13 protein-coding genes and 1 tRNA gene are annotated in these 12,891 nt (G+C 71.6%); 6 read left to right on the forward strand and 8 right to left on the reverse strand.

Annotated features, from left to right (window positions below):
- Positions 1 to 47 precede the first annotated feature (47 nt).
- The 3 genes from J2X55_RS08205 to der are packed head-to-tail and all read left to right on the forward strand — an operon-like array spanning position 48 to position 3,430.
- Entirely contained in the window at positions 48 to 1,181 is a 1,134-nt protein-coding gene (locus J2X55_RS08205; RefSeq protein WP_210076498.1) for a prephenate dehydrogenase, read from the forward strand.
- Entirely contained in the window at positions 1,174 to 1,917 is a 744-nt protein-coding gene (cmk, locus tag J2X55_RS08210) for a (d)CMP kinase (protein ID WP_309822836.1), read from the forward strand. The genes J2X55_RS08205 and cmk overlap by 8 nt, the downstream gene beginning before the upstream one ends.
- Entirely contained in the window at positions 1,907 to 3,430 is a 1,524-nt protein-coding gene (gene der, locus J2X55_RS08215) for a ribosome biogenesis GTPase Der (protein ID WP_056227518.1), read from the forward strand. Before cmk ends, der begins: the two co-directional genes overlap by 11 nt.
- A gap of 113 nt (positions 3,431 to 3,543) precedes the next feature.
- On the opposite strand, the gene J2X55_RS08220 is transcribed toward der, so the two are convergent.
- Positions 3,544 to 3,957 (reverse strand): GNAT family N-acetyltransferase, encoded by a 414-nt coding sequence (locus J2X55_RS08220; RefSeq protein ID WP_309822837.1) that lies wholly within the window; start codon positions 3,955 to 3,957, stop codon positions 3,544 to 3,546.
- 164 nt (positions 3,958 to 4,121) lie between these two features.
- On the opposite strand from J2X55_RS08220, the gene J2X55_RS08225 reads away from it, so the two are divergent.
- Positions 4,122 to 5,024 (forward strand): NUDIX hydrolase, encoded by a 903-nt coding sequence (locus J2X55_RS08225; protein WP_309822838.1) that lies wholly within the window; start codon positions 4,122 to 4,124, stop codon positions 5,022 to 5,024.
- Between the two features lie 240 nt (positions 5,025 to 5,264).
- On the opposite strand, the gene J2X55_RS08230 is transcribed toward J2X55_RS08225, so the two are convergent.
- Together J2X55_RS08230 and J2X55_RS08235 are read right to left on the reverse strand one after the other, a co-directional pair.
- On the reverse strand, positions 5,265 to 5,648 hold the full coding sequence (locus tag J2X55_RS08230) for an RNA-binding S4 domain-containing protein (RefSeq protein ID WP_115920388.1): 384 nt from the start codon (positions 5,646 to 5,648) through the stop codon (positions 5,265 to 5,267).
- Between the two features lie 42 nt (positions 5,649 to 5,690).
- The gene (locus J2X55_RS08235; protein WP_309822839.1) at positions 5,691 to 6,269 is read right to left on the reverse strand and encodes a GNAT family N-acetyltransferase; all 579 of its coding nucleotides are present in this window, start codon (positions 6,267 to 6,269) and stop codon (positions 5,691 to 5,693) included.
- A gap of 122 nt (positions 6,270 to 6,391) precedes the next feature.
- Between J2X55_RS08235 and J2X55_RS08240 the strand changes: the two genes are divergently transcribed.
- Positions 6,392 to 6,468, forward strand: a tRNA-Pro gene (locus J2X55_RS08240).
- 304 nt (positions 6,469 to 6,772) lie between these two features.
- On the opposite strand, the gene J2X55_RS08245 is transcribed toward J2X55_RS08240, so the two are convergent.
- From J2X55_RS08245 to J2X55_RS08265, 5 genes are read right to left on the reverse strand one after another with little or no spacing between them, the layout of a single operon-like run.
- Complete coding sequence (locus tag J2X55_RS08245; protein WP_309822840.1) at positions 6,773 to 7,792, reverse strand: ABC transporter substrate-binding protein; 1,020 nt, start codon at positions 7,790 to 7,792, stop codon at positions 6,773 to 6,775.
- Positions 7,789 to 8,601 (reverse strand): ABC transporter ATP-binding protein, encoded by an 813-nt coding sequence (locus tag J2X55_RS08250; protein ID WP_115920394.1) that lies wholly within the window; start codon positions 8,599 to 8,601, stop codon positions 7,789 to 7,791. Before J2X55_RS08250 ends, J2X55_RS08245 begins: the two co-directional genes overlap by 4 nt.
- Complete coding sequence (locus J2X55_RS08255) at positions 8,598 to 9,707, reverse strand: iron ABC transporter permease (protein ID WP_309822841.1); 1,110 nt, start codon at positions 9,705 to 9,707, stop codon at positions 8,598 to 8,600. The genes J2X55_RS08250 and J2X55_RS08255 overlap by 4 nt, the downstream gene beginning before the upstream one ends.
- On the reverse strand, positions 9,704 to 11,389 hold the full coding sequence (locus tag J2X55_RS08260) for a prolyl oligopeptidase family serine peptidase (protein ID WP_309822842.1): 1,686 nt from the start codon (positions 11,387 to 11,389) through the stop codon (positions 9,704 to 9,706). The genes J2X55_RS08255 and J2X55_RS08260 overlap by 4 nt, the downstream gene beginning before the upstream one ends.
- Entirely contained in the window at positions 11,386 to 12,585 is a 1,200-nt protein-coding gene (locus J2X55_RS08265; protein WP_309822843.1) for a hypothetical protein, read from the reverse strand. The genes J2X55_RS08260 and J2X55_RS08265 overlap by 4 nt, the downstream gene beginning before the upstream one ends.
- 113 nt (positions 12,586 to 12,698) lie before the next feature.
- Here J2X55_RS08265 and amiA point away from each other — a divergent pair, with 113 nt between their 5' ends.
- The gene (gene amiA / locus J2X55_RS08270; RefSeq protein ID WP_268768111.1) at positions 12,699 to 12,797 is read left to right on the forward strand and encodes a streptamidine family RiPP; all 99 of its coding nucleotides are present in this window, start codon (positions 12,699 to 12,701) and stop codon (positions 12,795 to 12,797) included.
- Positions 12,798 to 12,891 lie beyond the last annotated feature (94 nt).

Raw genomic sequence — 12,891 nt, forward strand, 5'->3', positions numbered from 1 at the left:
CCGGGCGTCTCGCGGCGCCTGCAGCGCCGCCCAGGGCAGGAGACCCGATGAGCGAAGTCAACGGAACGTCCGCGCGCGCGGCCGGGCCCTTGGCGACCCGTACGAGCGGCACCGTCCGCGTCGTCGGCTCGGGCCTGCTCGGCGCCAGCATCGGCCACGCGCTCACCGCCTGCGGCGTCGACGTCGTGCTCGTCGATGCGTCTCCCTCGCAGTTGCGCCTCGCGATCGACTACGGCGCGGGCCGCGCCGAGCGCCCTGACGACCGTCCGTCGTTGATCGTGGTGGCCGTGCCGCCCGACGTGACGGCCGACGTCGTGCAACGCGAGCTGGAGAGGTTCCCGGATGCCGTCGTCACCGACGTCGCGAGCGTGAAGCTCGAGCCGCTGCGCACCCTGCGGGAACGCGGCGTCGATCTGACGCACTACATCGGCTCGCACCCGATGGCCGGTCGTGAGCGCGGGGGAGCTATCTCGGCCCGCGCCGACATCTTCGTCGGTCGCCCGTGGGTGGTGTGCCGCGACGGCGAGACCTCTGCGCACGATCTCTCGCTCGTCGAGGGGCTCGCCCTCGACCTCGGTGCGACCCTCATCGAGATGACGCCCGAAGAGCACGACGAGTCGGTCGCACTCATGTCGCACGTGCCGCAGCTCGTGGCGAGCCTTCTCGCCGGGCGCTTCGTCGAGGCCCCCGACGGTTCGCTGCGCCTCGCGGGTCAGGGGGTGCGCGATACGACGCGCATCGCGGCATCCGCCCCCGAACTCTGGGTGCAGATCCTCGGGGCGAACGCGGCGCCCGTGGTCGCGGTACTCGATCGGCTCGCGGCCGACCTCACCGAGGTCGCCGAAGCCCTGCGCGACCCCGAGGTGCCCGGCGCCCGGCGCGCGGTCGCCGACACCATCCGCCGCGGCAACGAGGGCGTGGAACGCCTGCCCGGCAAACACGGCCAGAACCGCCGCTTCGATACCTTCGTCGTCATGGTCGACGACACCTCCGGCCAGCTGGGCCGCCTCTTCGGCGAGCTCGGCGACCTCGACGTCAACGTCGAAGACCTACGCCTCGAGCACTCGCCCGGAGCGCCGTTCGGCCTCGCCGAGATCAGCGTCGTCCCCGACGCGGTCCGCCGTGCGGTCGACGGTCTCCAGCAGCGCGGTTGGCGGATTGCGAGCACCACCCATGACTGAGCCCACCCCCGCCCTCTTCCGGCCCGGACTGGCCGCGCCCGCCGAGGGCTCGGCATCCGCCCCCGCCGTCGTCGCGATCGACGGGCCTGCCGGCAGCGGTAAGTCGAGCGTGTCGAAGGCCGCCGCCGCCCGTCTCGGGTACGGCTTCCTCGACACCGGCGCCGCATACCGGGCCCTCGCCTGGCACGCCCTGGCACACGAGGCCGACACCTCCGACGCCACCGCGGTGCTCGACGTGTTCGGGGATTTCGAGTACGCCATCTCGCTCGACCCGGCCGACCGCTGGGTGCGCGTCGGCGGAACCGACGTGACCGCCGCGATCCGCGAACCCCGCGTGACAGACGCCGTCAGCGGAGTGGCCCGCGTCGCCCCCGTGCGTCACGCGGTGAACGAGCTGTTCCGCCGGCTCGTGGCATCCGCCGCTCTTCCGGGCGTCGTGGTCGAGGGCCGCGACATCACCACGGTCGTGTTCCCCGACGCGCCCGTGCGCATCCTGCTGACCGCCGCCCCCGAGGTGCGGGCGGCGCGTCGCAGCGCCGAGCTGACGGATCAGGATGCCGCCAAGGTCGCCGCCGCCCTGCACCAGCGCGACGCCGCCGATTCCACGGTCGTCGACTTCCTCACCGCCGCTCCCGGCGTGCAGGTCGTCGATTCGACCCACCTCGATTTCGAACAGACCGTCGACGCCGTGCTGAGCGTCGTCGACAACACGATGGGAGCCCGCGATGGGCGTTGAAGACGAGTACGAAGGCGGGCCCGACCAGCTCGCCGAGAAGATGGAGCAGCTCGACGAGGTGCTCGCCGAACAGCGGGCCGAAGCGCTGCGCGCGGGCCTCGAAGACTTCGACCTCGACGAAGAGGATGCCGCGCTCCTCGCCGGTCTCGCCTCGGGCGAGGGGGCGATCGAGTTCCTGCCGGCGCTGCCGGTGGTCGCGATCGTCGGCCGCCCGAACGTGGGTAAGTCCGCGCTGGTGAACCGCATCCTCGGCCGCCGCGAGGCCGTCGTCGAAGACACCCCCGGTGTCACGCGCGACCGCGTCACCTACAAGGCCGAGTGGCTCGACCGCCGCTTCTCGCTCGTCGACACCGGTGGCTGGGAACCTGATGCGAAGGGCATCGACCGCTCGGTCGCAGCGCAAGCCGAGGTCGCCATCGACCTGGCCGACATCGTGCTGTTCGTGGTGGATGCCACGGTGGGGGCGACCTCGACCGACGAGCACGTCGTGAAGCTGCTGCGCAAGAGCGGCAAGCCGGTCTTCCTCATCGCGAACAAGGTCGACGACGCCCGCCACGAGCCCGAGGCCGCCGCCCTGTGGAACCTCGGACTCGGTGAGCCCCACCCCGTCTCGGCCATCCACGGCCGCGGCGTGGCCGACCTGCTCGACGAGATCATGAAGGTGCTGCCCGACGTGTCGGCGGTCGCCAAGTACGAGATCGGCGGACCGCGCCGCGTCGCGATCCTCGGTCGCCCGAACGTCGGCAAGTCGTCGCTGCTCAACAAGGCCGCGGGTGAAGAGCGCGTCGTCGTCAATGAGCTCGCCGGTACCACCCGCGACCCGGTGGACGAGGTCGTCGAGCTCGGTGGCAAGCTCTGGACGCTGGTCGACACCGCCGGCATCCGTCGCCGCGTGCACCTGTCGCAGGGCGCCGACTTCTACGCCTCGCTGCGCACCTCGACGGCGCTGGAGAAGTCCGAGGTCGCGGTCGTCGTGATCGACGTCTCGCAGCCCATCAGCGTGCAGGACCTGAACATCATCGACCTGGTGCTGGAGTCGGGTCGCGCGCTCGTGCTGGCGTTCAACAAGTGGGACCGCCTCAACGACGACGACATGGAGAACCAGGACCGTCGCCGCTACCTCGAGCGCGAGATCGAGCAGGACCTGGCGCACGTCGCCTGGGCGCCGCGCGTCAACATCTCGGCCCGCACCGGTCGTCACCTCGACAAGCTCGTGCCCGCCCTCGAGCAGGCGCTCGAGTCGTGGGACACCCGCATTCCGACCGGCAAGTTCAACGCGTTCCTGTCGGAGCTCGTCGCCGAGCACCCGCACCCGCTGCGCGGTGGGAAGCAGCCGCGCATCCTGTTCGGTACCCAGGCGGCGACGCGCCCGCCGACCTTCGTGCTGTTCACGACCGGGTTCCTCGACCCGGGCTACCGCCGGTTCATCCAGCGGCGCCTGCGCGAGATCTACGGCTTCGAGGGAACGCCGATCGTGCTCAATATGCGCATCCGCGAGAAGCGCCAGCGCTGAGCCGCGTCGCGAACGCCCCGGTCCCCGTGTGGGGTCGGGGCGTTCGTGCGTTCCCGGGCTCACGCACCCAGGGGGCCGCACACAGGCGGCGACGGAGCGGGGTGCGGGAGCCGTCAGACCTGGCGCGGCGGGCGGACCAGGGCCGTCTGGTCGGGCTCCGCGAAGCCGAACTGGCGGTAGAGGCCGTGCGCGTCGCTGGTGAAGAGCGTCCAACGGAAGTGCGGGCCCGGGCCCTCGTCGATCATGAACGAGACCAGGCCTTTGCCGAGACCGTGGCCCCGGTGAGCGCCGTCGACGAACACGTCGGCCAGGTACCCGAATCCGACGCCGTCCGAGACCGCCCGCGCGAAGCCCACCAGCTCGCCCGTGTCGCGGCGGTAGGCGGCGACGACGCGCCACGCGCTGTCGAGCTGCGCTTCGACGTCGGCTCGGGTGCGCCAACGTCCCCAGTACGCCTCGGTGCTCAGCCACTGCCAGACCGCGTCGCGGTCGACCCGTTCGGGATCGTCGTCGAATTCATACTCCATCCGACGATTGTGGCAACTCGGAGCGGCCCCGGCTGTCCGCCGGTAAAGGCTTGGCGGACACGGTGCGCTGTTCGGCATGCGATGAGCGGCGGGGCGGGTGTCCGCATGGCGCCTCGTGACGCTCTGCGGGGCCCGACCGTCGAGCGTGTGCCAGGCTGGAGAGGATGACGATCGAGACCCCCGCCCCCGGAGAGCCGCGGCGTCCGCACGGGCCCCGCGACCCCGGCGACGCGTGGGTCGTTGCGCCCACCGGCGAGAAGTATTGGGGCCGTTTCGGCGCCGCGGGCCTGCTCGCCCTCGACCCCGAGCGCGGCGTGCTGCTGCAGCATCGTGTCTCGTGGAGCCACTTCGGCAACACCTGGGCCCTACCGGGTGGAGCGCGGCACGAGGGCGAATCCGCCCGCGACGGCGCGCTGCGCGAATCGGGCGAAGAGGCGGGAGTGCCGGCGGATGCCGTGAGCGCGCGCTTCGAGAGCGTTCTCGACCTCGGCATCTGGTCGTACTCGACTCTCGTCGCCGACGTGACGACCCCCTTCGAGCCGGTGATCAGCGACCCCGAGAGCGTGGCGTTGCGGTGGGTCGGCGTCGACGAGGTCGACTCCCTGCCGTTGCATCCCGGATTCGCGGCGTCATGGCCCGCTCTGCGCGACGCGTTGACCGTGCGGCCCGCGATCGTCGTCGACGTGGCGAACGTCATGGGGTCGGTACCCGACGGGTGGTGGAAAGATCGCGCCGGCGCGGCGACCCGGCTTCTCGCCCAGGTTTCGACGCTTGCCGAACGGGGGGTGGATGCCGACCTCCTCGGCCTCTCGGCCACGCGCTGGTTCCCGTCGGTGACGGCGGTGCTGGAGGGGCAGGCGCGGGCCGCCGAGCCCACGGTCCCCGCGATCGACGTGCGCCGGGCCGAGGCTGAGGGCGACGACGAGATCGTCGCCGCTGTGCGCGAGCTGGCGGGGGAGTTCCGACCCGTCGTGGTCGTGACCAGCGACCGCGGGCTCGCGGCGCGCGTCGAGGAGCTCGGCGCTGTCGTGCGCAGAGCGCACTGGTTGCTTGACCAGTTGAACTGACGGCTGCGTCAGCCGCCCCCGGCGGTCGTGCGTGCGACGAGGGGGCGGCGGTTTCGCCGGGTCAGTGATGCGCGCACGCGCAGTCGGTGGGCGATAAATGCGGCTGAGGTTGTGCGGAGTGCTGAGGTCGCGCAGGGCGCCGGGGCGGTTGCCGCGCGAAGTCTGACATTCGCGCGAGTTTGTCGCCGCGAGAGGGATGTCGCTGAGGTTGCGCGAACCGCCGCGGGTGTGACGCGCCGGTCAGTCGAGCTCGCGGCCGCGGAGCTTCTCGATGTCGCGGCGGTCGCGCTTCGTGGGGCGCCCGGCCCCGCGGTCGCGGACCGGCACGAACGGCATGCTCTCCTTCGAGGGCGGCGGGGGAGTGCGATCGTCCACCGACTCCGCGACGAGTGCCGCGCCGACGCGCTTCGCGATCGTCTTCTTCACGACGAGGATCCGGTCGAAGCCCTGGATGCGCACGCGCAACTCATCGCCGGGGCGCACGGGTTGGGCGGCCTTGGCCCGCTCTCCGTTGACCCGGACGTGCCCGGCGCGGCACGCGGTGGTCGCCGCCGAGCGGGTCTTGTAGACGCGCACCGCCCACAGCCACGCATCGACGCGTGCGGTGGTCGCGGCATCCGTCATGTCAGGTCTTTCGTCGGGGAACCTCCATCGTAGGTCGGGCGGTCAGTCGCGCAGCGTCATCGCGACGAGCGCGCGGTCGGGCTGAGGGCGGTCGACGACGTCGAAGCCCGCTTCCTCGAACATCGACACGGTCCCGCGATAGAGCTGGTTGGCCGAGCGCTTCGTGACGGTGGGGTCGAGGGGGTACGCCTCGACGACGCGGGCACCGGCTTCGCGGGCGGTGGAGACCGCGGCATCCAGGAGCTTCTTCATCAGGCCCTGGCCGCGGTGAGCCGTGCGGACGACGAAGCACGAGACCGCCCAGACGTCGTCGGCGTCGAGGGGCTCGTTGGTCGCCCTCGTGACGTCGCGGGTGCGGAGCAGGCGGGCCTGGTCGATGCGCGGGCCGACGCGCACCCACCCGGCGGGCTCGCCGTCGACGTAAGCGATGAGTCCGGGGGAGCGGTCGCCGTGCAGCTCGGCGTGGAAGCGCGTCGTCAGGTCGTCGCGAGAGGTCTTCTGGAACTCCGCGTTGGTGAGCAGCCACCACTGGCACTGACATGCGGGACCGTCTCCGCTGTCGAGCGCTGCCTCGGCGTCGTCGAAGCGGTCGCCGGTGGCGGGGAGGATCTCGATCGTCATGGCGAGACCGTAGCGAGGGGTTCCGACATCGACAAGGGAGTGCGCACACGCCCGGGGAGGGCGTTGGTTCGCGGGGGTGGCGGCGAGGGGCTAATATAGGGGAGTTGCCCGCTCGCGGGTAACGGGATGTGGCGCAGCTTGGTAGCGCACTTGACTGGGGGTCAAGGGGTCGCAGGTTCAAATCCTGTCATCCCGACCAATTGACGCTCACGGCAGATCCCGACCCCATGGGCCGGGTTCGCGTGAGCGTGAAGGGTCAGAGTAGTGAGGGAGTCGCCCGAATGGGCGGCTCCCTCCTTTCGTTTGCTGGGGTAGTGCGTGCTCCGGGACTTCTCCGCGAGCTCAGGAGGAGCGCTGCCGGTGACGCCGCACCCTCGCGACCGATGGGCTCGACCGGTCAGGGCCGCGCCTAAACGACCCCGGACTCTGCGCCGACGTCGCCGCCGCCCCTATCGCCCACCGCCGGGCTTCGCGCAGAGTGACGCGAAGCCCGGCAGGAGTGCTCAGTCGAAGGAGGCGTCGGGGTAAAGAGCCTCGGCGATCTGGCGCACGACGGACACGTTCCCGAGGGTCCCCGGGAACATGTCGGAACTCGAGACCGCGATCAGGCGGCCGTCTCGCACCGCGGGCATGTCGGGAAATGTCGCCGTGAGGTACGCGCGGGCGGCCTGCTCGTGGGCGGGGTCGGTGACCGCGAACACGAGGGCGTCGGGTGCCTGCGCGGCGAGGGACTCGGGAGTGATCTCCGCGGCGAAGAAGTCGGCGAACTGGGGGTCCTCCGGCGTGTAGATCGTGTCGGCTCCCGCATGGCGGAGGATGTCGTACTCGACACCGGCGCCGATCGCGCTGAGCGTGGTGCCGTCGACGTAGATCTGCGCGACGCGGGGCTTCGTGCGGCCCTGGATCGCCGTGTCGACGGCGGACAGCTGCGCTTTTGCGTCGGCGATCAGCGCCGCGGCCTCGTCTTGCACGTCGAAGATCTCGCCCAGGTTGTTCAGGTCGACGAACAGATCGTCGACCGTGCCGTCCATGCGGCGCGAGAAACATCCGCCCGTCGCGGTGTACGCCGCAACCCCCGCTTCGGTGAGTTGCTCGATACTCGCGAAACCCTGCTCGGCCGTGAACTCGTAGGTCGTGGGGGCGTAGACGAAGTCGGGGTGGACGGCGAGCAGGTCTTCCCGGCTGGGGGGCGCTTCTCCACCGATCACGGGCACGTCGGCCGCGAGAGGAGCCACGTCTGCAGGCAACTCCTGCACGGTCGCCTGGGCTTGGCCGACGAGATGATCGGCGAGCCCCAGGCGCAGCAGCAGTTCGGTTTGAGAGGGGTGAAGGCCCACGGCGGCGGTGGGGACGTGGGTGATGGTGACCGGTGCGCCGCAGTTCTCGATGACGAGGGCGTCCCCGGTGGGGGTGGCCGCACCTTGGGGCGCCACGGCGGAGCCGCAGGCGGTGAGCGCGAGAGCGCCGAGGCCGCCGGCGATCGCCATCATCAGGCGGGCGAGTCGAAGGGAGTGCTGTGTCATTCGTTTCTCTCTGTCGGGTTGTCGGATGGGAAGGGACCGCGAAGCGGACGGGGGTGAAAGGCCATGACGCGGGCGCCGGTGTCGACCTCTGTCGCCACACGCGCCGTCACGCGGAAGACGCCGCCGACCAGGTCGGGGGTGAGAACGGCATCCGGCTCCCCGACTGCGACGAGGTGCCCGTCATCGAGGACCGCGACCTCGTCGCAGAATGCCGCGGCGATGTTGAGATCGTGCAGGGCGGCGATGACCGTCGTTCCGAGGCCGCTGACCACCCGCATGAGGTCGAGCTGGTGGGCGATGTCGAGATGGTTCGTCGGCTCGTCGAGCACGAGGACCTCGCCGTCCTGGGCCAGGGCGCGCGCGAGCATGACGCGCTGACGTTGGCCCCCGGAGAGTCGGCGCACGAGGCGGTCCTCGAGGTCGAGCACGTCCGCGGTGCGTAGCGCCTCGGTCACGATCCGGCGGTCGTCGTCGGTGTCGCGGCTGAACGGTGCGTGATGCGGAGCGCGCCCGACCATGACGGTCTCGCGCACCGTCAGATCGAACTCCGAGGGGGCATCCTGCAGCATGACCGCCACCCGACGCGCGAGGGTGCGCGGTGGCAGCGTCGAGACGTCGACGCCGTCGATGCACACGCGACCGGCGTGGGGACGGCGGCCCGAGAACAGTGTGCGCAGCAGGGTCGACTTGCCGCTGCCATTGGGCCCGAGCAGGCCGAGAATGCGCCCGCGTCTCACCTCCAGCTCGACGTCGTGCAGGACGCGGCGCCCGCCGAGCTGCACGCTCACGGACTCGAAAGACACGGTCATCGATCGAACCCCGCTCTCTCGCCGCCGCGGCGCATGAGCCACAGGAAGAACGGCGCTCCGACGAACGCCGTGAGGATGCCGAGCGGGATCTCGGTCGGTGCCGCGACGGTGCGGGCGAGGAGATCGGCCACCATCAGGAACAGCGCGCCCCCGAGCACCGCGACCGGGACCATCCGGCGATGGTCAGAGCCCACCAGCAGGCGGGCGACGTGCGGTACGACGAGCCCCACGAAGCCGATGCCGCCGCTCACCGCGACGATCACCCCCGTGAGCAGGGACGCGACCACGAGGAGGATCGCGCGCACCCGGGTGGTGCGCACGCCGACCGCCAGGGCCGACTCGTCGCCGGCCAGGAGGGCGTTCATCGATCGGGAGAGTCCGAAAGCGGCAAACAGAGCGATGACGAGCGCGAGCGCGGGGATCGTGAGCGACGACATGGTGGCTGCTGACACGCTGCCGAGGAGGAAGAACATCACGCTGACGACGTTCTGCGCGTCCGTCGTCAGCGTGAGGTAGCTCGTGACGGCGCTCAGCAGGGAACCGAGTGCGACGCCAGCGAGGATCATGCGGGTCGGCGACAGCTCTCCCCGGGTCCGTGCCAAGAGCGCGACGAGCACGCACGACCCGACGGCGCCGGCGAAAGCCGCCCCGCTCATGGTCAGACCGAGGAACGCGGCACCGCCCGAGACGATCACGAGCACGGCGCCGACGCTTGCGCCGGACGACACTCCGAGGATGTACGGCTCGGCGAGCGGGTTGCGCACGACGGCCTGCATCATCGTCCCCGCGAGCGCCAGCCCTGCGCCGGCGAGCCCCGCGAGGAGCGCTCGCGGCAGACGGAACTGCCACACGGCCTGATCCTGGAGCGGGGTGAGCGAGCCGTCCGTCATCCACGGCATCCCCGGCACCAGGTGCCCCAGCACGATTTTCGCGGCATCGATCGGCGGCACGGGCACCGGGCCGATCGCGCCGGAGAGCACGACCGTCACCACGAGCAGGATGGCGCTGACCGCCACCGTCACCCCGAGCGGCAGGACCCGTCCGCCTTGCCGCGCCGTGCGCGCACTCGTCAGCCCGCGCGGGGCGCGCTGCGTCGTCGCGGTCATGGGGTGTCTCCGTTCGTCACGTCGGCGGCGAACTCGAGAACGGTGATCCCCAGCGCGTGCAGGTCGTCGAGGGCGTTGGCGCCGTGCCCCGCGGACGGAGCGGTCCACATGCGCGCGGGCGCGCCCAGGCGCTGCAGGGCGTCTACCGTGCGGCGCGTGTCGGTCGCCCGCACGCGGGTGTCGCGGCCGAGGGTGATCCCCAGGAAGGCGGGGAGCCCCTCGGCATTCGTCCGATCCTCGATGATCGCAAGGGGGGAGAGGCGCCGGAGCCGCTCGCGCGACTCGGGGCTGCCGTCGTCGCCGAACTCCGAGCGCCAGCCCGCTCCGAGCGGATGATCCGCGAGCGAGAGGAGGTCGAGCGGCGCGGCCGTCGCCACGACGCCCGCGCAGAGACCGGGATGCTGGAACGCGCAGCTCGCGGCGATGACCCCGCCCAGCGACGCGCCGACGACCACGAGGAGATCGGGCAGGGTGATCCCTCGATCGATGAGACCGCGCGCGATGTCGGCGAGGTCGTCGACCGCCTGCTGCTTGCGCGCCCCGCTGCCGGCCGCGCGCCAGGAGGCACCGCGCTCGCCACCGCCGCGGATCTGGGCCGTGACGTAGGCGCCTCCGTGCGCAACCCAGGTGGGGATGGTGGGCTCGAAGACGGGGAGATGCGGCACGCCGAACCCCCCGTAGCAGGCGAGCAGAAGGGGTCTCGGTCCGGATCGTGCGGCGGGCTCGGCGATGTGGGCGGTGAGGGTCTCGCCGTCACGCGCGGGGAGATCGAGGCGGCGCGTCTCGCCCGCCAGCGCGTCGGGCGCGGCATCCGTCTCCGTGACGATCCGCGGCGGTGTGAGCGGGCCCTCGACGGCGAGATACAGGATGCCGTCGTCGATGCGCACCCCGGTGACGGTGGTCCCGCTCGCGGCTTCGACGAACACCTCCCGGGTGCCCGCCGCGTCGACGTCGGCGACGACGGTCCGACCGTCGCGAACGACGAGGACGACGATCCGGGAGTCCTCGACGGAGACATCGGTGATGCGCTGCGACTCGTCGCGAAGCATCCACCGCGCGCTGCCGGTAGGTGCGAGCGCGTCCAGTCCGCCCGCGTGCCAGACGAGCACGCCGTCGGGGAGCGGGAAGGCGCCGTACAACGCGCTCCATCGCCCGAGCAGCTGCCCCGTCGCGCGATCGATCAGGGTCGTGCCCTCGTTTCGCGTCGTTCGAGCGAGTAGCCCACGCGCGCCGCCGGCGAACAGGCGCGTGCGCTGCGCGGGTTCCAGGAGTGTGGATGTCCACGCGCCGGAGGTGACATCGAGGGTGACGAGCGCGTCGTCACGGCTCGCGACGACCTCGATGGTGCGTGAGTCGCCGCTCCACAGCACGGTGTCGTAGCGCAGCCGGATCTCGGGATGCAGCCGCAGGGCGCCGGATGCCACGTCGACGATGCCGAGCACGGCGTCCTCGCTCGCGTCCTCGGCCCATTCGATGGCGATGCGCCGTCGGTCGGGGGCGGGGCTCATTCGGTGGATGTGCCCGTCGGGGGCGATCACCGTGCGTCCGTCGGCATGCCGGATGGCGGGCCGCGGAGTGCCCGCCGCGCGATCCAGGATGAACCCGCGCACGGGCAGCCCCGGCCGCGGGTGGCGCTCGTGCGCGGAGAGGGCCTCGTCGAGTGCGGTGCGGAGCGCGGTCATCGGCCCACCGGATCGGTGAAGCGCGCGGGCGGCCCGGGCCACAATAGGTGTCCGCCCTCGTCGAGGGAGCCCGGCATGTCGATCGTCGTGAGGCTGCCCCCGCCGTCGACCAGGTGGATGACACCGTCGCCGCCCGCCGTCACGGCGATGACGCCGGTGACCGGGTCGATCGCGACGGCGCGTCGCTGCGCGGGGCGTCCGTCGGGACCGTCCCACGGCATCCGGCGCGGTTGCGGTGGGGTGCTGAGCGGGGGGAGGGGCACCGTGCGGGCGATGCGCCCCGTCGCGCGGTCGATCACGATGAGGGCGTCGCCGTCGGGGTGGATCACGGTGGCCGCGGCGATGCCGTCGGCCAGCGCGAAGCGGAAGATGAGGCCGTTCGGCAGCGGCACGGTGCGCGCGGCACCCGCGCGCAGGTCGATCTCGGCGAAGACGTTGGTCCATTCCGTCCAGCGCGACGGGTCCGCGGGGCCGCCGCGGAGTACCCCCGTCACGGCGCCGGTGTCGCCCGCGCGACGGAGGTAGTAGGCGCGTCCGTCCGCCGGCCACGGGATCACCCCGAGTGCGGACGGGATGCCGTCGTCGATCGCGAACCTCTCCAGGCCGCGCCCCGTGGCGACACCGACGACCCCCGTCTCGTGGTCCACCACATCGCCGTGCCCGTCGTCGGCGATGTCAGCGCACGTGGCGCCGCGCAGCACGGGTACGTGCGCACCGAGTTCGAGCGCGCTCCCGAGCGGTATCGCCTCGATCGCTCCCGGATCGCGGTGGCGCAGCACGATCACCGGCTCTCGGGTCACCCGGTCGGGCGCGATCACGACGCCCGGCTCTCCCACGCGTGTTCGGAACCGCACCGAGGAGTCGCGGACGAGATCGACGACCGTCACGACGTCGTTCCACGCTTCGTCGTTGGCGCCCAGTCCGGGCGTCACGATGACGTGGCGCCCGTCGTCCGAGGCGGCGAGGTGTTCGGCGGGGATCGCGATCGGGATGCGACGGATGCCGTCGGCGCCGCGGACGACGAGCGCGCCGCCGCGGTCGTCGGCGAAAGCCCACGCGTCGCGGGCGTCCGGCGGAAGCACGAGGAAGCCGGCGTGCTCAGCGAGTCGGGCGTCCGGTGCGACGACACGCCCGTCGAGGGAGAACACGGCTCCTGCCCGGTGATCCGCGGCGAGAAGGGCGGTGGCTGGCGACATGATGGCGATGCTACTAGATATTGAGAATCATTCTCATCTAAGGTCGGTGATGTTCACGACCGTGAACCCCGCTCCGCATACCGGAGTGGACGAAACGAGAGAAGGAGAAGGCATTGGACAAGCAGATCCTGTCCGAGATCGAAGAGACCGAGCAGCTGGCACACCTGTCGGCGACCCACTCGAACGCGCTCGTCGAGAACCCCTTCGAGTGACCCTCGAGGTCGCATCACGTTGACGCGACCCCCGGCCGGGCGTCTCGCGCCCGGCCGGGCTTTCGGAAAGACACCCATGCATCACGACCCCCGA

Origin of the sequence: Microbacterium sp. 1154 (assembly GCF_031455375.1) — a bacterium.
GTDB lineage: Bacteria > Actinomycetota > Actinomycetes > Actinomycetales > Microbacteriaceae > Microbacterium.